This window comes from Alicyclobacillus sacchari, from assembly GCF_004366795.1.
Lineage (GTDB): Bacteria > Bacillota > Bacilli > Alicyclobacillales > Alicyclobacillaceae > Alicyclobacillus > Alicyclobacillus sacchari.
The window spans coordinates 25,883-45,987 of the sequence record NZ_SORF01000006.1; the positions used below are offsets into that span (position 1 = coordinate 25,883).

20 protein-coding genes are annotated in these 20,105 nt (G+C 57.0%); 1 reads left to right on the forward strand and 19 read right to left on the reverse strand.

Annotated elements, in window-relative coordinates; genetic code table 11:
* Positions 1–13 precede the first annotated feature (13 nt).
* From C7445_RS07540 to C7445_RS07565, 6 genes are all read right to left on the reverse strand, one after another.
* Positions 14–1,168, reverse strand: a complete 1,155-nt coding sequence (locus C7445_RS07540) for a glycosyltransferase family 4 protein (protein ID WP_134159477.1) — start codon at positions 1,166–1,168, stop codon at positions 14–16.
* A 9-nt stretch (positions 1,169–1,177) separates the two neighbouring features.
* Entirely contained in the window at positions 1,178–2,326 is a 1,149-nt protein-coding gene (locus tag C7445_RS07545) for an NAD-dependent epimerase/dehydratase family protein (RefSeq protein WP_134159478.1), read from the reverse strand.
* A 123-nt stretch (positions 2,327–2,449) separates the two neighbouring features.
* Entirely contained in the window at positions 2,450–3,184 is a 735-nt protein-coding gene (gene asd, locus C7445_RS07550; RefSeq protein WP_243835045.1) for an archaetidylserine decarboxylase, read from the reverse strand.
* A gap of 180 nt (positions 3,185–3,364) precedes the next feature.
* Positions 3,365–3,562 (reverse strand): alpha/beta-type small acid-soluble spore protein, encoded by a 198-nt coding sequence (locus C7445_RS07555; protein WP_134159480.1) that lies wholly within the window; start codon positions 3,560–3,562, stop codon positions 3,365–3,367.
* 81 nt (positions 3,563–3,643) lie between these two features.
* Complete coding sequence (recG, locus tag C7445_RS07560) at positions 3,644–5,683, reverse strand: ATP-dependent DNA helicase RecG (protein WP_134159481.1); 2,040 nt, start codon at positions 5,681–5,683, stop codon at positions 3,644–3,646.
* Positions 5,684–5,707: 24 nt separating this feature from the next.
* Positions 5,708–6,064: an Asp23/Gls24 family envelope stress response protein gene (locus tag C7445_RS07565; RefSeq protein WP_134159482.1), complete on the reverse strand. Its 357-nt coding sequence runs from the start codon at positions 6,062–6,064 to the stop codon at positions 5,708–5,710.
* Between the two features lie 176 nt (positions 6,065–6,240).
* Between C7445_RS07565 and rpmB the strand changes: the two genes are divergently transcribed.
* Positions 6,241–6,432, forward strand: coding sequence for a 50S ribosomal protein L28 (gene rpmB / locus C7445_RS07570; RefSeq protein ID WP_040289405.1), 192 nt, complete (start codon positions 6,241–6,243; stop codon positions 6,430–6,432).
* A 101-nt stretch (positions 6,433–6,533) separates the two neighbouring features.
* Here the strand turns inward: rpmB and spoVM are convergent, their stop codons facing one another.
* From spoVM to C7445_RS07635, 13 genes are all read right to left on the reverse strand, one after another.
* Entirely contained in the window at positions 6,534–6,731 is a 198-nt protein-coding gene (gene spoVM, locus C7445_RS14985) for a stage V sporulation protein SpoVM (protein ID WP_424922996.1), read from the reverse strand.
* 49 nt (positions 6,732–6,780) lie between these two features.
* Complete coding sequence (gene rpe, locus C7445_RS07580; RefSeq protein WP_134159483.1) at positions 6,781–7,446, reverse strand: ribulose-phosphate 3-epimerase; 666 nt, start codon at positions 7,444–7,446, stop codon at positions 6,781–6,783.
* The gene (rsgA, locus tag C7445_RS07585; RefSeq protein WP_134159484.1) at positions 7,443–8,321 is read right to left on the reverse strand and encodes a ribosome small subunit-dependent GTPase A; all 879 of its coding nucleotides are present in this window, start codon (positions 8,319–8,321) and stop codon (positions 7,443–7,445) included. Before rsgA ends, rpe begins: the two co-directional genes overlap by 4 nt.
* Positions 8,322–8,331: 10 nt before the next feature.
* Positions 8,332–10,443, reverse strand: coding sequence for a Stk1 family PASTA domain-containing Ser/Thr kinase (gene pknB / locus C7445_RS07590; RefSeq protein ID WP_134159485.1), 2,112 nt, complete (start codon positions 10,441–10,443; stop codon positions 8,332–8,334).
* Positions 10,440–11,201: a Stp1/IreP family PP2C-type Ser/Thr phosphatase gene (locus tag C7445_RS07595; protein ID WP_134159486.1), complete on the reverse strand. Its 762-nt coding sequence runs from the start codon at positions 11,199–11,201 to the stop codon at positions 10,440–10,442. Before C7445_RS07595 ends, pknB begins: the two co-directional genes overlap by 4 nt.
* A gap of 37 nt (positions 11,202–11,238) precedes the next feature.
* Complete coding sequence (rlmN, locus tag C7445_RS07600) at positions 11,239–12,333, reverse strand: dual-specificity RNA methyltransferase RlmN (protein WP_243835046.1); 1,095 nt, start codon at positions 12,331–12,333, stop codon at positions 11,239–11,241.
* The gene (rsmB, locus tag C7445_RS07605; protein WP_134159488.1) at positions 12,299–13,648 is read right to left on the reverse strand and encodes a 16S rRNA (cytosine(967)-C(5))-methyltransferase RsmB; all 1,350 of its coding nucleotides are present in this window, start codon (positions 13,646–13,648) and stop codon (positions 12,299–12,301) included. The genes rlmN and rsmB overlap by 35 nt, the downstream gene beginning before the upstream one ends.
* A complete protein-coding gene (gene fmt, locus C7445_RS07610; protein WP_243835047.1) occupies positions 13,632–14,588 on the reverse strand; it encodes a methionyl-tRNA formyltransferase in 957 nt (318 codons plus the stop codon). Before fmt ends, rsmB begins: the two co-directional genes overlap by 17 nt.
* A complete protein-coding gene (gene def, locus C7445_RS07615) occupies positions 14,588–15,088 on the reverse strand; it encodes a peptide deformylase (protein WP_134159489.1) in 501 nt (166 codons plus the stop codon). Before def ends, fmt begins: the two co-directional genes overlap by 1 nt.
* A gap of 34 nt (positions 15,089–15,122) precedes the next feature.
* Positions 15,123–17,543 (reverse strand): primosomal protein N', encoded by a 2,421-nt coding sequence (priA, locus tag C7445_RS07620; RefSeq protein WP_134159490.1) that lies wholly within the window; start codon positions 17,541–17,543, stop codon positions 15,123–15,125.
* On the reverse strand, positions 17,540–18,757 hold the full coding sequence (gene coaBC / locus C7445_RS07625; protein WP_134159491.1) for a bifunctional phosphopantothenoylcysteine decarboxylase/phosphopantothenate--cysteine ligase CoaBC: 1,218 nt from the start codon (positions 18,755–18,757) through the stop codon (positions 17,540–17,542). Before coaBC ends, priA begins: the two co-directional genes overlap by 4 nt.
* 86 nt (positions 18,758–18,843) lie before the next feature.
* Entirely contained in the window at positions 18,844–19,050 is a 207-nt protein-coding gene (rpoZ, locus tag C7445_RS07630; protein WP_134159492.1) for a DNA-directed RNA polymerase subunit omega, read from the reverse strand.
* 133 nt (positions 19,051–19,183) lie between these two features.
* Positions 19,184–20,062 carry a YicC/YloC family endoribonuclease gene (locus C7445_RS07635; RefSeq protein ID WP_134159493.1) on the reverse strand — a complete coding sequence of 293 codons (879 nt, stop codon included), beginning with the start codon at positions 20,060–20,062 and terminating at the stop codon, positions 19,184–19,186.
* Positions 20,063–20,105: the final 43 nt, after the last annotated feature.

Here is a 20,105-nt window from a genome sequence, read left to right on the forward strand (position 1 = left end):
TTTCCACGTAAGCTCAGCGGGTGCTCGATTGTACGGCGCCCGCCAGCACGCCATACATCTCATAAACCCTCTGGTAATGGCCGAGTAATTGTTTACTCGGTCCCTCCCAATCGAGCGATCGCGCAATTTCAAGGCCGCGCTCGCGAACGGCGCTGCGTCTGCTTTCATCGGACATGACGGTCTTCACCATTTCAATCATCGCTTCGGTCGAGTCCGGATTAAAGATGAATCCAGCTCTTCCATCCTCCAGCACCTCGCGCGTCGGCGGGCTATCCGCTGCAAGAACCGGCAATCCAGTTGCCATGGCCTCAAAGAGAACCAAACCCAATGTCTCAGTCGTCGATGGAAACAGAAACGCATCCGCCGAGGCGTACGCCTGCGCAAGCTCTTCGCCGTGCAAGTATCCCGTGAAATGCGCCTTTGTTCCAGCAAAGATGCGCTCCAATTCGGGGCGGTGCGGCCCGTCTCCGACAATCGCCAGATGCAAGTTCGGAATCGCGTCCATGCACGGGCGAATGCGCTCGATGTTCTTTTCCGAGGCCAAGCGCCCCACGTACAAGAGCACCGGATCGTCCGGCGAAGCCATGGGAGCCAGGCGTCTGCGCATATCCTCACTGCGTTGTGCCCGCTGATATAGGTCGACGTCCACGCCACGTTCCCAAAGATCGAGGTTCTGGAACCCGTGCTTTTCGAGTTCGCGAAGTGTTGCACGCGAAGTTGCCAGATTCAAGTGAGCGCGGTTATGTAAGGTTCGGAAGTACCACCAAAGTGCGGGTTCCAGAAAATCGAGTTTATAGTGGTGGGCATATGCCGGCACATTGGTGTGGTAGGAAGCAATGAGCGGTAAGTGAAAACGCCACGCGTAATAAATCCCGCCTATTCCAAGAAAAGCCGGATTCACAACGTGAATCAGATCCGGGCGAAACGCCTTGACCTTGCGGCCAATTCGTGGCAAGGGCAAGGCATACCGCTTTTCCGGATAGAGGATAAATGGCATCGCAGGTATGCCAACGATGGTTGCGGAGGCGTACTCCCGCGGCGAACCAGACGGCGCGAACAGCAGCACCTCGTGACCTTCTCGCTCCAGATAGCGCAATGTGGCGCATAGGCGCGTGACGATCCCGTCGGTCGACGGCAGGAACGTCTCCGTAAACATCGCAATCCTCATGGCTACAGGTTACCTCCAAGTCGCATTCGGACGAATGACATTGAAATCAACGCGATCGCGATAGCGCTGTGCCGTCTCGATCAACTCGCGAATCAGTTCATCAGACAACAGGTGCGGTTGGAGCCCGAGATCGAGCAATTTGGTGTGCACGGCGTGGTAGTAATGCTCTTCCTTCTCGACGCGCGGGTTAGGCAGGTGCGCAATCTTCGCGTCCAACCCCATTTCAGCGGCAACGCGCTGTACGCGCTCGGCTAGTTCTAGCACCGAAAACTGCTCGGTGAACTGGTTGAACACGCGGAATTCGCCGCGATCCGCAGGATGCAGCGCAGCAAGCTCAATACACTGCAACGTGTCGCGAATGTCGAGGAACGCACGCGTCTGTCCGCCTTTGCCATACACGGTGAGGTCGTGCCCGACCGCCGCTTGGATACAAAAGCGATTGAGCGCGGTGCCAAACACGCCATCGTAGTCGATCCGATTGTACAGCTGCTCGTCCTGCTTGGTCTCCGCTGTCCAAAGCCCATACACGACACCCTGGTTCAAATCCGTGGCACGAATGCCCCACGAACGGCAGGTAAACATGATGTTGTGGCTGTCATGTACCTTGGACAAGTGGTAGAACGAAAACGGCTGCTTGGGATATGGCAGCACGTCTTCGCGGCCCTTGTGCTGGATGCGGATGTACCCCTCTTCGATGTCGATGTTCGGCGTCCCGTATTCACCCATTGTACCCAGCTTAATCAGGTGGCAATCAGGCGTGTTCTCCTTCATGGCAAACAATACATTGAGCGTCCCAACCACGTTGTTTACCTGTGTAAACACCGCGTGTTCGCGATCGATCATCGAATACGGGGCAGACCTCTGCTCAGCAAAGTGAACAAAAGCCTCAGGTTGGAAATCTCGAAACACGTGTTCGACAAATTCGTAGTTCTGCAAGTCTCCGAAGTAAAATTTGATGTCTTTGCCGGAAAGCTTCTTCCATGCAGCCAAGCGTTCTTCCATCGAAGCGATGGGCGTTAGTGACTGTGTTCCAAGTTCTTTATCCCACTCGCGACGAACGCAATTGTCCACGATGGCAACCTCATGCCCCCGTTCGGAAAAGTGCAGGGCCGTAGGCCACCCACAGAATCCGTCACCGCCGGCAATAATAATTTTCACGTTGATCATTCACCCCAACATTCGGTTAGACGCAAATCACTTCTCTACCAATGTACAAGTTTTCAGCATGCCCGGCAAGTATACGGGTAAGAACCTTGGTGGCGCAAGTAGCGACCTTCACTTTTACCGTGGGCATACTTCCCCAATTTTCTGCCCCATGCGAACACAATCTCCAGATTGCACGGTCCACTGCACACGAGTTTCTGCGGGAAAGAGTACAATGACTGTGGAACCAAGCGCAAAGTGCCCAAGCTCGTCCCCCTGCTCAAAACGGGATGCCGCACAAAGGTCAAGAGATCCGCGGCCACGTCGATTTGCATAGCGCAGACAAATGGTGCGCACCCCTGCTGCCCCCACCATCACCAAGGCAAACTTGCCGATGGGTGATTGAAAATATGTAATCGTTCGCTCATTTTTGACGAATAGTTGATCAATCTGTGCCACCGATAAGGCATTCACCGGAAACAGCGTGCCAGGAACGTGAACGAGGCGCTCAGGAACGCATTCGATCGGAGCATGCACTCGATGATAATCCCTGGGGCTCAAATATAACGTCGCATAGTGGCCATCGGTAAATACCTTGGCAGCATGTTCGTCCTGCAACAAGTCTACAAGGCTGTAGGAACGGCCCTTCACCTGCAGCAGGCGCTGGTCGGTTAGCCTGCCGATCTCGCTGACACATCCATCGACAGGAGATACAATCCCTTCTTCAATTGGCCTTGCTCCAGCCTTGAGCGAACGCGCGAAAAAATCGCCCAAGCTCGCGAACTCCGACAAGGCGCACGCCAACTCGTCGAGATCGACCTTGTAATGGCGAACAAACCATGGGATGGCACGACGGCTCAACCTTGTTCGCACAAACCACCTGACGCAGGCGGTGTATGTCCGCTTAGGAAACGCGTACAGCGCCGCTTTTGCAATATGGATATGCCATCACCCTTTATCATGTCGTCGCCAATCCTATTGTAGACACTCCACCCTAAAAAGAAAAAGAGCCAGCCGACAATTCGGCTAGCCCCTTTTCCTCTTGCGGAACGATTAGCGGCCTGCGAGCTGTTGCTCTGCGAATGCCACCAAACGCTTCGTGATTTCACCACCGACCGAACCGTTCTGACGAGCGGTTGTTTCGGCACCAAGTTGCACGCCGAATTCGGAAGCGATTTCGTACTTCATCTGGTCGAGGGCACGGCTTGCGCTTGCAATCAAGACTTCGTTGCTGCCGTTTTGATTCGCCATGATGTGTTCACCTCCTCTTGCGTGGTACACGTAGTATGTTCGCCAGGGGAGGATTTATAATTGCCACTTACGTCCAACGCGTTAATCGCGATATACGGTTTCGTCGATGGGCACCTGAACCGCTTCCCGCAGCGCTTCGGTCGCCGGCGAATACCAAAACGAATCGGATGCGAGAAGCTGTGCTGCCTCGTCACGCGCCACTGACATGATGCGATGATCCTGAATCAGATCGCCGACGGCAAATTGCGGTAAGCCACTTTGTCGAACGCCCAAAAATTCACCCGGCCCGCGCAATTCCAGGTCGCGTTCCGCAATGCGGAAACCGTCCTGCGTATCCAGCATCGTCTGAATCCGCGCCTGTGCCGTTTCATTGTTCGCCTCGCTGAGCAAAATACAATAACTCTTGTACGATCCGCGGCCAACGCGACCACGCAGCTGGTGAAGCTGCGCCAAGCCAAACCGCTCCGCATTGTAGATGGCCATGACCGTGGCGTTTTTTACATCGATCCCGACCTCGATGACCGTCGTTGCAACCAACGCGTCGATCTCGCCGTCGCGGAACGCGCGCATGACCCCTTCCTTCTCATCGACAACCATTTTGCCGTGTAAAAGCCCAACGCGGAATCCCGCGAGTTCCTCGCGAAGTTTGTCGAATACGTCGAGCAAAGCGGTAAAATCCGCCGCTTCCGACTGTTCGATAGCAGGTGTCACAATGTAAGCCTGACGCCCCGCTGAAAGTTCCCGACGAATCAAGCGAATGGCTTCCGCTTCTTGACTCATGGAAAGCGCGATCGTCTGAATAGGCTGACGCCCCTTAGGCAGCTCGTCCAGCGATGACACATCCATATCCCCGTATACGGCCAGGGCCAACGTCCGTGGGATGGGTGTCGCGGAAAGCATCAAGACGTCAGGCGATGTTCCTTTACTGCGCAGGGCGGATCGTTGGGATACGCCAAACCGGTGTTGCTCATCAGTTGCAATCAGCCCTAGATTGCAAAACGTCACGTCTTCGGTCAGTAATGCATGCGTTCCAACGACGACATCGATGGTACCAGATGCAAGACCTTCAAGAATTTCTCGTCTCGCCTTACTTCCAACAGATCCGGTCAACAGCCTCACAAAGACGCCATCCCTGCCCAACACGCGTTCAGCCTCACGCGCATGTTGTTCCGCCAAGATTTCGGTTGGTGCCATCAAAGCAGCTTGACAGCCAGCCAGATGAGCCGCATAACAAGCGAACAGCGCAACCCAGGTCTTACCCGACCCCACATCGCCTTGTATCAATCGGGCCATCGCACGATCACCCTGGAGATCCCGGAGAATATCCAAACAGGCTCGTTTTTGTGCATCTGTCAATGGCGCGGGAAGAAGGCTTGCGAAGCGCTCGACCGCATCATCTGGAACGTGGCGTGCGACCCCGGTGGAATCCTTGCGATGCATGCGAAACCAGTGCAGTTGGATTTGAAACAATAAAAACTCTTCAAATGCCAAGCGCCGTCGAGCTTGCCGCAAATCCTCGGCGGAACGAGGACGATGCATGGCGATGACGGCATCGCGGTGACTCCAGAGCCTATATTTCTGCACCAAGGTATACGGCAGGACATCCAATAACTGATCGGCGTGCAGATCCAGGGCCTTCCCAATCAACTGGTGGATTTGACGCGAACCAAGTTCTTTATTCGCCCGATAGACAGGCAGTAAACCTTTTGACCGTGGCTCCGAGACGTCAAATGACGTCTCCACTGCGACAATGCGTTGCGCCTTAGCGTCCCATCGTCCGGTGACGACGAGCAATCGACCATCCGTCAGACGAGACTTGAGGTAATGTTGTGAAAACCAGGTACACAAGACAAGATGTTGACCATCAACGCGCAGACGCGCGGATAAGATCGACTTTGAGCCACGCCAGCGCACAACCGCGTTGCCGCTGACGACAGCTCTTACGGTGACTCGCGAACCGTCTTCCCATTCGACGAGCGGACGAATTTGCCTATCTTCGTATCGGAATGGAAAATAATGCAATACATCGTGAATTGAATGAATGCCAAGAGCCGCCAAGGCATGCTCCTTGGCGGGTCCGACCCCTGGCAAATCACGCACGCTCTGCTGTTTCAAGTTCAAAACTGGCCACTCCAAAACGAAAGCTTAAAATTTAACACCTTGCACGTAGATTTGAATATTCGGGACCTCGATGCCCACCGTTTCCGCCAGGACGTACTCTACCTTTTGGCGGACTCGCTGTGCAGTTTCATAAATATTGACACCATACTGCACGATGATAAACAGCTCGACGTGGACGTCGTCATTTCCTGCAATTCGCACTTCCACACCGCGTCCCGGATTCTCACGCCCAAATACTTCGGTGAGCCTATCTACCACCTGGCGACGCGACGCCATACCAGCAAGCCCATCGCACTCGATGGCTGCGAGCCCTGCCGTGGTCGCGATGACGTCTTCAGACACCGCAATCGTTCCATATTGGGTTTCAAACGTCTTTGGCATGGAACCCCTCCGCTCTCGGCGCGTATTTTCCTCATTGTACTATAAACGGATTCGTCCCCGGAAGGATGGTTGCGGGATCCGGGACGATATGCTAAGCTAGGCAGGGTCATTTTCGCCAAGCATGTCAACGCATGTGCTTGAATTACGGATACAGGCCTGGTGAAGGAGGTGTTCGCATGGCAAGACGGTGTGAAATTTGCGGACGCGGACCCCAAGTTGGCAACAAGGTCAGCCACTCGCACATTTTGACCAAACGTCGCTGGCTTCCAAATCTGCAAGTGGTTCGCGCAAACGTCGGTGGAACGACGAAGCGCATCCGCGTATGTACGCGCTGCCTGAAGGCGGGCAAGGTAACGCGCGCCGTATAACGCGCGGTCATGAGAAAAAAGCAAGAAAAAAGCACCTGCGAACAGGTGCTTTTTTCTTGCTATGAAATGATGCTGATGAATCGACTGATGTACGGAAGAAATCAAGAATCCTTGGTGAAGGTACCCAAAACCGCTTTTACAATTCCACCCAGAAAGCGCGGCAGCTTGATCGTATAAACTTTCAAGACCACTTCCCCCCTCGTGCAACCAGCGCAACACCATTCCGAAGAGTCTGGACTGTCCCCAGATCCGTTCTGCGCTGGGCATAGGCCTCTGTCGCTAGCTATGTATATGCGCATTCTGTCGAAATGTGCAAGGACGAGCGTAAAAACCGGGGAATCCGAGTCTCTAGGACATCAGGGCCTTGGTGAGTCGCGCCAGGGCATCCGCGCGATCCGGGTGGTCAAACACCGCAGATCCCGCAACAAACACGTTTGCACCCGCTTCGTGAACCTGGCGAATGGTGTGCTCATTGATGCCCCCATCCACTTCGATGAGTACGTCACCATGCCCCAATTCAACCAATTGGCGACGGGCAGAGGCAATTTTCGAGAGCGTCGCAGGAATCAAGTTCTGCCCTCCGAATCCCGGATTCACCGTCATGACCAGCAGAAGGTCGATGTCGTCAGCCAAATAAGGCAGACCGTCCAGTCCCGTTCCGGGATTGAGTGCCAAACCCGCGCGAAGACCTGTATTGCGGATCATCTGCAGAGCGCGGTGTGGATGGTGAGTCGCCTCTTGATGAATGGTGATCACATCCGCACCAGCTTCGACAAAGGCTGGAATGATGGACTCAGGCTGCTCGACCATGAGATGGACATCGAGGGTACAAGTAAATCGACGCCGCAACGCGGAAACGACAAGAGGACCCATTGTGATGTTCGGGACAAAGCGGCCATCCATGACATCAACATGGATCCAATCACATCCTGCCTCGACGACCGACGCCACTTCCCTCTCTAAACACCCAAAATCCGCTGACAGAATCGATGGTGCAAGCTTGGTGACATTCATGAATACTCGTTCAGCTCCTGTTCGCGAATCTCTTGGTACAATTGGCGATACGATACGTAACGCGTCGAAGCGATCAGCGCCCGATCCACCGCAGCTTTGACACCGCATCCTTCTTCGTCCAGATGCAAACACCCGCGATAACTGCACGCCTGCGCGGGCTCGGCAAAGTCCATAAAGTACTCGCGTAGATCGCGCGAAGCAACTTCCAACTGCAGCTGACTAAAACCGGGAGCATCCGCCACCCAGCTCGCCTCGTCCATTTGAAACAGCTCAACGTGGCGCGTCGTCTGCTTGCCGCGACCGATTTTCTCACTGACTTCACCCATTTGCAAATGTAAACCAGGCAATAAGGCGTTCGCGAGCGTTGACTTGCCTGCCCCGGAAGGTCCCGCAAACACACTGATGCGTCCCTTCAGGCGAGAGCGCACCTGCTCCACGCCGTTCCCGAATTTCGCCGCGATCGCATATGTTTCGTAACCGATAGCGCGATAGCGTTCGACAATCTCAGTGACGCGGCCAGGTGTGGCGAGATCGGACTTGGTAAGTACGATTGTCGCTTCCACGCCAGCCGAAGCGGCAGCGACGAGCGTCTTATCCAGCATATATAGATTTAAATCGGGCGTGACGAACGAACACGCCACGACGACGTGGTCGACGTTGGCGATGGGCGGCCGCACCAACTCCGTCGCTCGCGGGAGGACCTCGACGATCACGCCCTCATGGCTGCCGATGGGATCATATTTGACCCTGTCTCCCACAAGCACGGTCGTTCCACGCTTTTTAAACACGCCCCGGGCACGACAACGACGGAGTTGCTCACCATCTTGAACATCGAAGAAACCACTGATAGCCCGAATCACGCGTCCTTCCGCCACAGCGCCCTCCTCATGATCCCTGTACAGGGTAATCGCGAACGAGTTGCCCGTCTTCGTACACTTTGACATCACCCTTTTCGCCGGGCGTCAAATACAACACTTCCTGCCACGAGGTGTGCCGATGTATCCGCTGGTTGACAACCACCTGCCCGCTACCGCGCGCGTCGTCGATCATGATCTCGACGTCAATCGGCGGGCCTTTGGGTGGATCGACCGTCACCTGAACGCTATGCGGCTGCGCCTCGCCTGCATTGGTCGCACCACTGTTGGTTAGCGACGGCGTATTGCCATCACCGTTGTCCGGCGCGTTCGAAGCGCCGTTGCCAAAGCCCGTTCCGTTGCCCATGCCATTAGGGCCTGTGGTCGTATTATCTGTGGCATTCGCACTTGCTCCGTTATCCGTATTCCCTGAATTGGATGTGTCATTGCCCGGCGCAACGGATGGATTACTGACGACATACATATTGATGGTCGATCCCGCAGGCACTGAATCTCCCTCAATATACGGGTACACGTACGATACCAGAGGATCTTGGTTGACCAAATTGCTCGGTGTCACGCTGCCAACCGTCAAGCCGGCCGCCTGAATCGCCGCTTCCGCCTGCTGCAATGGCAGACCCACCAATTTTGGAACCGTGACATACTTTTCCTCGCTCACCGTGAGCGTGATCTTCGCGTTTAACGGCACCGAGGTGCCTGCGGGCGGATTGCTTGAAATCACTTGGCCTGTCGGCACTGTGGTGCTCTGCTCGGTCTGCTCCGTGATGTTGTTTGCCGAAAACCCGGCGCTCACAAGCGATTGCCTGGCTTGATCAAACGGTTCGTTGGTCACGTCCGGCATGGCCACTTTGGGGGCACCCTGGCTTACATAAAGAGTAATATCTCGGGTCTTTTTGACCTGCGTACGCCCCGGTGGCGACTGTTCATAGACGATACCTGACGCTTCGTGAAGATTCGGCTCCAACTTTTCGACGATTTGACTGCGCGGGAAACCCGCAGCTTCTAACGTTGTGACTGCCTTTGACGCGGGCTTGCCAACGACGGACGGCAATTCCACATTCGGCACCGTCATCAGGTTCGTCACCAACACGATCGCGGCATAGCCGCCAAGACCGAGTGCAGCGACAGCCAATACCGCGATGCCGGTGATCAGGCTGATCCGTTTCCACCGCGGCATTTTTGGCTTTGACTCGGGCGTACCCGCATTTGCTAACCTATCGCCAATGTGTTCCCCCATCGCCGGTACCACGATGGTCTTGTCATCACATTCGAGCGCAGGCGTAAACTTAGGCACGTTTGGGCGGTCCAAGGCAACGTCAAGATCGGCCTGAACTTCGGCCATATTGTCATAACGGCCTTCTGGAGCTTTCACCAGGCAGCGAAGAATAATATTTTCCACACTCTGCGGAATCGATTTATTCAAATCCCGCGGATCGACAAACGGCTCGCGCAAGTGCTTTAAAGCGACGCTGACCGGAGAATTCCCGTCAAACGGAAGTTTTCCCGTCAGCATCTCGTACATAACAATACCTAGCGAATAAATATCGCTTTTTGCTGTGGTCGGAGCTCCACGCGCCTGTTCTGGTGAGAAGTAATGAACGGAACCTAAGACAGATGTAGCCTGTCTGTCTGCAATGGTCTGCCCCGTCACCGCACGCGCAATACCGAAGTCGGCCACCTTGACCTGACCGTGGCGGTTTAACAGGATGTTGTGGGGCTTGATATCGCGATGGACGACATTTAAGTCGTGTGCATGTTGCAACGCAGAACAGATCTGCTTGCTGATGTCGATGGCCTCTTCCACAGGCAAGGGCGCACGTTCGACGATCACGTCCTTCAACGTCGGTCCATCGACGTACTCCATGACAATGTACTGCTCGCCTTCCGAGATGCCAACGTCGTACACATTGACGATATTCGGATGGGAAAGCCGACCTGCCGCTTGGGCCTCTTGTCGGAAACGGCGAACGAACTCCTCGTCCTCGACAAACTGGCTGCGCAGCATTTTGACCGCCACAACGCGATCCAAGAGCGTATCGACCGCGCGATAGACGACTGCCATGCCGCCGTCGCCAATCGTCTCCTCCAGTCGATAACGGCCTCCAAGAATGCGCGAGGTCATTTGTTGCCAGCCTCCTCTCGGTTCACCGCGACAAGAGCCGTCACGTTGTCCGTACCGCCGCGCGAAAGCGCCGCTTGAATCATAGCCTCGACTACCTGTTCCAGATCTTCAACCGTTGCGGCAGTCCGAGCCTCTTCCAAAAATGAACGAATCTCAGAATCTGTAACCAAATTGGTCAATCCGTCGGAACACAACAGGACGACATCATCAGGCCGCCATGGGAACGAGTTAACATCTGGAAAACTGTGCGGCTCGGTGCCAAGGGATCGCGTTACGATGTTTCGCTGAGGGTGGTGTTTCGCTTCTTCCTGCGTCAATTGCCCGCGGCGAACCAGTTCCGCAACCAAGCTGTGATCGTCCGTCACTTGGCTAAACTCGGAGCCAGATAGCATGTATGCCCGGCTGTCGCCGACGTGCGCGATGTACATCGCGCCAGGCTTGGCAAAAGCGCAGACGATGGTTGTGCCCATTCCGCGATAGCTTGCATTTTCGCATGCCTGCTGATAAATCGCAGCATTGGCGACAGCGAGTGCGGAGAGTAAAACCTCGCCCGGATCGCTGTCTGGACGCAGATGCTCGCGCACGTATAAGCCCACGCGCTCGATGGCCAACTGACTGGCGACGTCCCCCGCCTGCGGACCGCCCATGCCGTCCGCGACGAGGTATAGTTCTCCCGCAGCGAGCCCTGGCAGGATAGAGAAGCCATCCTGATTCATCGTTCGAACGAGACCAATGTGCGATTTCGCAGCGTACAACATGCCAACACCTCAATGTTGAAACGAACCGAGCGTATCATCACGCTCGCCGATTCATATGTTGAGCGCGCAACTGACCGCACGCCGCCGCGATGTCATGTCCCATTTCGCGTCGGATCGTCGCGTTGATGCCCGCTTCTTGCAATGCATTCCAAAACGCGTAAATCTGCTTCCTCTCGGTGCGCCGATACTGGCGCTCCGGCACGTAGTTCACCGGAATGAGATTGACGTGGCACGGCAGACCGCGAATCAACTCGGCCAACTCTCGCGCACATTCGAGACTATCATTTTGTCCGGCCACCAGTGCGTATTCGAAAGAAATGCGCTTCCCTGTTTTTTGATAGTAATAATGACATGCTTCCATCAGCTTGGCAATCGGGTACGCCTTGTTCACCGGCATCATTCGGCCGCGCAGCTCATCGTTTGCTGCATGTAACGACACCGCAAGCGTGATGGGCCTCCCTTCGTCGGCGAGGCGACGAATGCCTGGCACGAGTCCCACCGTCGAAATGGTAATGTGACGCTGGCCGATGTTGAGTCCATGCGCGTCGCTGACGATGTCGATAAAGCGCATGACGTTGTCATAATTGTCCATAGGCTCACCGGAGCCCATGAGAACAATAGAAGATACGCGCCCACCCTGACTGTCGAGCAGCGATTGGCTGTACATCAGCTGTTCGACCATCTCGCCTGCCTGCATCTGGCGGATCATGCCACCCAGCGTCGAAGCGCAAAACGTGCAACCCATTTTGCAACCGACCTGCGAGGACACACAGACGCTGTTCCCGTAGTTATGGCGCATGAGCACCGTCTCGACGGTTACGCCATCCGGCCATTCGAGCAGGAATTTCGACGTCGGATCGACCTTCGAATCCTGACGCACCACCTCTTTGGCACTGCGCAAAAAAGCCCGTTCGGACAGCGCCTCCCGCAAGGCTTTCGGCAAATTCGTCATCTCTTCGAATCGCGTCGCCCGCTTTTGATACATCCACTCGAACAGTTGTACCGCTCGATACGGCTTTTCCCCGAATTCACGGGCAAGCCAATCCTTCAATTCAGCAAGTGTAAAGTTATACAAGTGAATCACGCATTTCACCTCCTCAATTTCGCCGCAACCGCGCCATGTAAAATCCATCCGTTGCAAACATTTCAGGTGTCAGGGTCAGGCCAACCGTAACGCGATCCGCCAGGGATGCGGGCAAATCGCCTGCGATATCATCCAAGGAGACCGCACCCTCTAGTTCATCGATCACGCGCAAGACCACTTGCTCATTTTCCTCCGGCAACAGTGTACACGTCGCATACACGACGTAGCCGCCCGGCTTGACGATCCGGCAGGCATGGCGCAAGAGATCTGCCTGCAAGGCCGTCAAAGCGGCCACGTCGGCTTCCGTCCGCCGTTGGCGAATATCCGGACGTCGCCGCATCACGCCAAGCCCGCTGCACGGGGCGTCGACGAGCACCGCGTCATACGGCGGATCGCCAAGCACGTCGCGACCGTCGCCAAGGCGTGCGCGCACGCTCGCGATATGCAGGCGCGAGCAGGCATCCGCAATGGTCTGCACCTTGGCCATGTATACGTCGTAAGCGTCGATTACGCCTGTGTCGCGCATGAGTTCGGCGATTTGTGTCGTCTTGCCGCCAGGTGCAGCGCACATGTCGAGGATGCGCATGCCCGGTTCGGGCCGCAGCAAAGGTGCAATCAACATCGCCCCCTCATCCTGTACGGTCAGCAGCCCATCGCGATAGAGGTCCAGGCGCTCGACATCGATCGCGCCCATGATCCGCAGGGCCCCGTCATACAGCGATCCCCGCTCGATATCGACAATGCCTTGCGCAGCAAGCGCCGACGTGACGGATTCGACCGAGGCTCGCAGGGCATTGACACGCACGCTCGTCACTCCGGGACGATTGCCCGCCGCCAGTATGGCATCTGCACGCTCTCTGCCATAAGTGGCAACCAGCCTTGTAACCATCCAACGCGGATAGCTGTGCAGCAAGGACAATTGGGCGATGTCATCAAAGTCCTCCCGCAGAGAGTCGAGTCGCTTCTCCCAATCCGTTCCGTCCCGCAGATAGCTGCGCAATACGGCATTGACAAACGATGCGGATCGCGGATTGACCCGCTTGGCCAGTTCGACCGCATCGCTCGTCACCGCGTAAGCTGGCAGCTTAGACAGCCAGCTTAGCTGGTAGACGCTCATGCGCAAGATGGTCAAGGTCTCGCTTTCCATAGACCTTAGGCCGCGGCGCACGTACGGCGCAAGCAGCTGATCGATGGTCAACTGGCGGCGAACAGTTCCGTACGCAATTTCCGTCGCCAAAGCCTTATCGCGATCGCTCAGTTCGCGTTTGGCCAGCGCATGCTGCAATGCCAGGTTCACATACGCCTGGTCTTTTGCCACACGCACGAGCGTGTGATATGCGGTCCATCTAGCTGGAGAGATCACGTGCGTCGATCCTTTCAAAAGCCACTGTATCGGTACGCAAGCCGGCGAGCCAGGCGCCTGCGCTCATCGGTCGCTTGCCCGCGGGTTGCACTTGCTCCACGACGTAGACACCTGTGCCGCAGGCGACAACCGCCGTGTCACCGTTGCGGCGAGCCAAACCCGATTCACCTGGCAAATCGCCGGTGCCGACATAACCACGCAAGATTTTTAACTGCCGGCCGTCGGGCCCGATCGCGCTGGCTCCAGGCCACGGTGCCATCGCGCGTACCTGCAGGGCGATGGCATCTGCAGAGCGCCGCCAATCGATCCACTCGTCACGGCGTGTAAGTTTCTCGGCGTATGTCACACCCGCCTCAGGCTGCGGAACGGCCTGAAGCTCACCGCGCACATAGGCGGGCAGAACTTCTTCGCACATTTGGCCGCCAAGCAACGCCAAGCTGTCGTGCAGTTCCCCAGCCGTGACATCGGGGTCAATCGGCAACTCGCGCTGCGCGATCATCGGCCCGGCATCCAATGCGCGCACCATTTCCATGAGTGTAACGCCGGTTTTTGTATCGCCGGCAAGAATAGCTCGCTGAATTGGCGCCGCTCCACGCCAGCGCGGGAGCAACGACGCGTGGACGTTGACCGCACCGGCCTTCGCGAGATTGAGCACCCGCTCGGGCAGCAGTTGTCCATACGCCGCCGTGACCAGGATGTCCGCCCCCCATTCAGCCAACGCGCGTACACTATCAGGGCTGCCCACTTTCTCCGGCTGCAACACGCGCAAGCCAAGTTCGAGCGCGCGCCGTTTGACTGGCGGTGGCGTCAAAAGCCGCTTTCGCCCGGCTGGGCGATCCGGTTGTGTGACCACGCATACATCCCAGGAGAGACGCACGAGGGCTTCGAGCGACGGCAAGGCGAAGTCTGGAGTGCCCATAAAGAGAGCGCGCACAGGCATTAGGAGCGCTCCCCGACCGTCGCCCGCTCGATTTGATCCGGGCGCAGATAATCGATAAACAGAATGCCGTCGAGATGGTCGATCTCATGTTGCAAACAGCGAGCCAACAGATCGCGCCCCTCTACCTCAAAGAATTCCCCATTTCGATCCTGTGCTCGCACCTTGACATAGGCGGCACGCTGGACAATACCCGAGAGCCCAGGCAATGACAGACACGCTTCACGCTCGTGTTGCTCGCCTTCGCGCGCGATGATTTCTGGATTCACCAATTCAATCCAAGCGTGTTTCGCAAAGCTGTCCTCAGCAGGCGCCACATCGATGACGACCAACCGCTTGAGAATCCCGATTTGATTGGCAGCGAGGCCAATGCCATCAGCGTGGTACATCGTCTCCGCCATGTCGTCGAGCAATTTATGGATAGCTGGTCCAAACTGTGTGACAGGCTTCGCCTTTTGGCGCAAGGCCTGATCTTCCCCTTTGCGAATGATGCGAATGGCCATGATACGGCCTCCTTCAGTACAAAATTCATGGCGCCTAGCCGATTCTCTGTGCGTTGACGTCCAGGCGGCAACTGCCCCCCAAACGATTCATCCGCTCCTTGACCAAGCGATAGCTTTGTATAACATCGTGCCCTACATCTTGCCACCGACCATACTTTAGCACAACCTGATACCGATACAGGTTGTCGATTCGCCGAATTCCACTTGGCGACGCGGGCAAGATCGTCATGTGCACAATGGCACCCGAACGGCGCAACTCACGCTCAAACCGCATCGCCGCGCCACGCGCGACCCGCTCGTCTGGATGCGACGCCAGAAATACAGCAAGTTCGCAAAACGGTGGATACGTGAAAAATTCACGCTGACTGCGTTCTTCTCGATAAAAGGCCGCAAAATCATGTGCAGCCGCTGCTTGGATGGCAAAATGCTCAGGGCGATACGTCTGGATGAGCGTCACGCCGTCAGTCTCGGCACGGCCCGCGCGGCCAGCCACTTGCGTCAACAACTGAAACGTCCGCTCATGCGCGCGGTAGTCGGGCAATGTCAACATCGTATCGGCAGCGACGACACCAACCAGCCGCACGCGCGGAAAATCCAATCCCTTGGCAATCATCTGAGTGCCGATGAGAACGTCCGCACGACCTGCCTCAAAGTCGGCGACCATTCGTTGCAGTGCACCCTTCTTGCGAGTGGTATCGACATCCATGCGCAACACGCGAAAATCCGGCCAAAGTGCCGCGATCGCGGCTTCAATCTGCTCCGTACCGATGCCAAACGCGCGCAGGGCGCGCTCGCCGCACGCCGGGCAGCAATCGCTGTACGATTGCTCATACCCACAGTAATGACATACCAGCCGCATCCCTGTATCCGCGCGATGCACCGTCAAATGGATGTCGCAGTGTGGACACTGGACACCGTCCCCGCAGGCGCGGCACAGCGTTGAACTCGCATAACCTCGCCGATTGAGGAACAAAATGGCTTGCAAACCGGAACGCACGGTTGCCTCCAATTCTTGCTGCAACCGCTCGCTAAACAGCGACTTGTTTCCGATCCGCAATTCTTCCCGCATATCGACAATTTCGACCCGCGGTAAAGGCCTGCCGTTCGCCCGCTGCGGCAATGACACCAAAGTGGCGCACCCGTCCTCCACTTGGCGAATTGCCCACAAGGACGGCGTCGCCGATCCGAACACCACTGCGGCTGCCGCCGCTTCGGCCCGCCTGATAGCCACTTCGCGCGCGTCATAATGTGGCGCGTCCTCCTGCTTGTACGAGGGCTCGTGTTCCTCGTCGACGATGATCAATCCCAAATCGCGAACAGGTGCAAACACGGCTGAACGAGCACCAATCACGATGCTCGCCTCGCCGCGCAGAATGCGCGCCCACTCGTCGCGCCGCTCACCCTGTGAGAGCGCGGAATGCAAAACGGCGATGCGATCGCCAAATCGGCTGTGAAAGCGGCCCACCATCTGCGGCGTCAAGGCAATTTCGGGAACGAGCAGCACGGCCTGCCTGCCTTGGCCAATGACATCTGCGATGGTGCGCATGTACACTTCCGTCTTGCCGCTGCCGGTGACTCCGTGGACAACGGCCATGCGCAAGCCAGGCGCTTGTATCAACTGTGTCAGGCGAGCCATTGCACGAGCCTGGTGCACGGTCAATTCCGGCGCCGGACGCACATCGCGATCCGGCCACGCATATCGCGAGATGGGTCGCTCCTCGACACTTACGAGCCCGGCCGCGACAAGCGGTTGTACAGTGGTCCGATGATATGCTTTACGCTCCCAAGCCAATTCCCCGGTCAAGGCCAACTGGCGCAACAAAGCCGCTTGGCGAGGCGCCCGCGCTTCGCGCTCTGCCGCCGCTCGCAGCAATTCATCCGGGGCCTTTGTCGCAGCCAAAAACGACTGCAAGCGCGCTTGCACCTGTTCGGACACGTGCAGAACGCGCTCCAAGTAGCCCAGTTCCACCCACGCCTCGATTTGCGCCTTGGCGGCTGCACCGAGCTTGGCCACGGCGTGATCGTCCGGCTTCTCCCGTGCAACTAAGCGCCAGGTCGACGATGCCAGAACGTCGTCGGGCACGTCCACCCCGCTTGCCGCCCGCAACTGCAAACGTCCAGTGACGCGAAATGCCCCGGGCAAGATGGCTGACAGCGCCTCGGGCAAGGTCGCGGCGTATCGTTCACAGAGCCACTCGGCGAGCCGGAGTTGTTCCTCGGTCAGAACCGGCTCGCGATCGACAACAGAAGCGACGGTGCGAATGCGCGATGAGACTTCCGGCTCGCTGCGCACGCGCCAGACGACACCTGCCTTCCATGCGGATCGGAACGGCACGACAACGCGCATCCCAGGTCGCACACTGGAGGCGAGCGCAGGCGGGAGCACGTAGTCGAACCGCTTGTCCAAAAACAGGCCCGGCGCGTCGATGACGACCTCTACGACGCGGTAGCTCATGCGCCTTGTTCGCCACCGAGCTGTGCCCGCAGGTCCTTGATCCGCGACAGAATCTGATCTGCCACACGGTACTTGGCCATCATGGGCAGTTCGTTGACATCGCCAGATCTGGTCACCAAGGTCACTTGGTTGGTATCGACGTCAAAACCCGCTCCAGGCTTGCTGACGTCGTTGATGACAATCAGGTCAAGCCCCTTCTCCTCGAGCTTTTTTCTACCGTACTGAACCGGATCGCGCGTCTCGGCCGCAAAGCCGACGATCGTCTGCCCGCGCCGCCGACGTTGGCTCATGATGGCGAGAATATCCGGTGTTTCGACAAGATCGATATGCATTAAGCCTTGTGATTTCTTCCACTTGTGTTCGTAGCATACAGCTGGCCGGAAATCGGCTGGAGCGGCTGCTGCAATGAGTACATCGGCATGTTCCATCGCGCGCTGGACACCTGCCAACATTTCGTCAGTCGAACGAACGTACAGCATCTCCGCGCCCGGAACAGGCTGCAAGTGTGTCGGCCCACTCACCAGAGTCACCTGCGCACCGCGAGCAACCGCCTGCTGCGCGATGGCATAGCCCATCTTGCCGCTCGAACGGTTGGTTAGATAGCGCACCGGATCGATATCTTCGACGGTCGGTCCGGCGGTGACCACGATGCGCAATCCGGCGAGATCGCGCTCTTGATGAAGCAGCGCCTCGATGACTTCCGCGATGTCTTCCGGTTCCGGCATCCTGCCCTTGCCCGTGTACCCGCAGGCGAGCGGTCCCTCACCGGGGTCAAGCACCAAGTTGCCGCGTTGCCGAAGTGTCGCCAGATTGGCCTGAACTGCCGGATGTTCATACATGTGTACATTCATGGCTGGCGCGATCACAGTCGGACACGTCGCCGCGAGGGCGGTCGTCGTCACCATGTCATCCGCCAAACCATGCGCCAGCTTTCCGATCAAATTGGCCGTAGCCGGCGCGATCACGTACAACGCGGCGCGGTCCGCAACTGCGATATGCGCGATCTCGGACGGGTTGGGCTCCGCAAACGTGTCGAAAATGACAGGATGCTTGGTCAAGGCCTGCAAAGTTAGTGGTTGAATGAAACGCGTCGCGTGTTCGGTCATCAGCGCCTGCACGTCATACCCTCGCTTCACAAGCAACGAGCAGAGCGCGGCCGATTTATACGCTGCGATACCGCCGCCGACGCCGACAAGAATGGTTTTGGGCTCCATCCTCCGCCCCCCTTTAACCGTACTCACCCATCACGAAGAGAGGCAGAACAACGCGCGGTTGCCCTGCCTCTCCCGTTGGCACAAAATTAATGCGACGCTGGTTCAACTCGACTGTAACGGATGCTACCGTCGTTGATCTCCCACAGCGCACGGCTGACGTTGCGCGTCGTCGACGAACCCGGTTGGTTCATCGTTTCCGTCTGCAATTTACGTGCGCGCTTTGCGGTCAAAACCACCAGCGCGTATTTGCTGTCGCACACTTCCAAAAGACGATCAATAGACGGATAAATCATGCTTGTTCACCCCAAACGGACAAGGGCAAGTGGCATAAGACCAGCCCCGTTGCCTATCTACACGCTCGTATCAAAAAATCCAAACTACCCATCATTGTATAACGACTCTTGCACAAAGCCAAGTGGAGAATGGCTATTCAACGTTTTGCACCTGCTCCCGCAGCTGTTCGACAATCACTTTCATTTCGACCACGCGCTGTGAGATATCCGGATCCGTCGATTTTGAGCCAATCGTGTTGATCTCGCGGTGCATCTCTTGAACCAAAAAATCCAGTCGCCTTCCTACCGGCTCGTCCTTTGTCATGGCCTCGCGAAACGCCGCAACATGGCTTTGAAGCCGCACAAGTTCTTCATCGATCGCACTGCGTTCAGCAAACAGCACGACTTCCTGCGCCATGCGTGTCTGGTCGATCTCGATGCCAAGCTCGGCGACCCGGCGTGCAAGCGCCTGCCGTTTCTCCTCGATGGCCACGGGGCCTCTCGCTTGCACGATAGACAGGTGTTCTTCCAGCATGGCCAATTTCCCTTCGCAATTTTCAGCGAGGCGCGCTCCCTCGTCGCGGCGCGCCTTCACGAGCTGCGCGAGAGCGGCGTCCAGCAGGCTGCCCAGACGAGCTGCCATTTCGGTTTCATCCAACGCCGCCTTCCGTTGGATCAATACGCCCGGATACATCAGCCAGTCGCGTGCGGTTTGCGGCTCGACGCGCCCCCCAAGACGCGCGGCAAGCCCTTGCTCGACTGCCAGCAAGGCGTCGAGCAAGGGCCAATTGACATCTATATGGGCATCTGTCACCGCGAAGTCCGCCACGTTGACGAACACGTCGACCCGGCCGCGAGACACAGCAGATTGTAAACGGCTGCGCAGGCCTTCTTCAAACGCTGCCCACTCGCGCGGCAGCCGAACCGTGAATTCCGAAAAGCGGTGATTGACCGACTTCACCTCAAGTGCCACGTCGTACGGGCCCACCTTGCCCTGACTACGGCCGAACCCAGTCATGCTGCGAAACGCCATGTCGCTACCCCCGTCAGAATGTTCCCCAACATTCTACAATGCA

Coding starts and splice junctions, on each gene's coding strand:
- spoVM (WP_424922996.1), bottom strand. CDS start 6,731: ATGCGCATATACATAGCTAGCGACAGAGGCCTATGCCCAGCGCAGAAC.
- rpoZ (WP_134159492.1), bottom strand. CDS start 19,050: ATGATTTATCCGTCTATTGATCGTCTTTTGGAAGTGTGCGACAGCAAA.
- C7445_RS07540 (WP_134159477.1), bottom strand. CDS start 1,168: ATGAGGATTGCGATGTTTACGGAGACGTTCCTGCCGTCGACCGACGGG.
- def (WP_134159489.1), bottom strand. CDS start 15,088: ATGGCCATTCGCATCATTCGCAAAGGGGAAGATCAGGCCTTGCGCCAA.
- C7445_RS07595 (WP_134159486.1), bottom strand. CDS start 11,201: ATGTTGTACGCTGCGAAATCGCACATTGGTCTCGTTCGAACGATGAAT.
- coaBC (WP_134159491.1), bottom strand. CDS start 18,757: ATGGAGCCCAAAACCATTCTTGTCGGCGTCGGCGGCGGTATCGCAGCG.
- pknB (WP_134159485.1), bottom strand. CDS start 10,443: ATGACCTCGCGCATTCTTGGAGGCCGTTATCGACTGGAGGAGACGATT.
- rpmB (WP_040289405.1), top strand. CDS start 6,241: ATGGCAAGACGGTGTGAAATTTGCGGACGCGGACCCCAAGTTGGCAAC.
- rlmN (WP_243835046.1), bottom strand. CDS start 12,333: ATGGATTTTACATGGCGCGGTTGCGGCGAAATTGAGGAGGTGAAATGC.
- C7445_RS07635 (WP_134159493.1), bottom strand. CDS start 20,062: ATGGCGTTTCGCAGCATGACTGGGTTCGGCCGTAGTCAGGGCAAGGTG.
- C7445_RS07565 (WP_134159482.1), bottom strand. CDS start 6,064: ATGCCAAAGACGTTTGAAACCCAATATGGAACGATTGCGGTGTCTGAA.
- fmt (WP_243835047.1), bottom strand. CDS start 14,588: ATGCCTGTGCGCGCTCTCTTTATGGGCACTCCAGACTTCGCCTTGCCG.
- C7445_RS07555 (WP_134159480.1), bottom strand. CDS start 3,562: ATGGCGAATCAAAACGGCAGCAACGAAGTCTTGATTGCAAGCGCAAGC.
- priA (WP_134159490.1), bottom strand. CDS start 17,543: ATGAGCTACCGCGTCGTAGAGGTCGTCATCGACGCGCCGGGCCTGTTT.
- rpe (WP_134159483.1), bottom strand. CDS start 7,446: ATGAATGTCACCAAGCTTGCACCATCGATTCTGTCAGCGGATTTTGGG.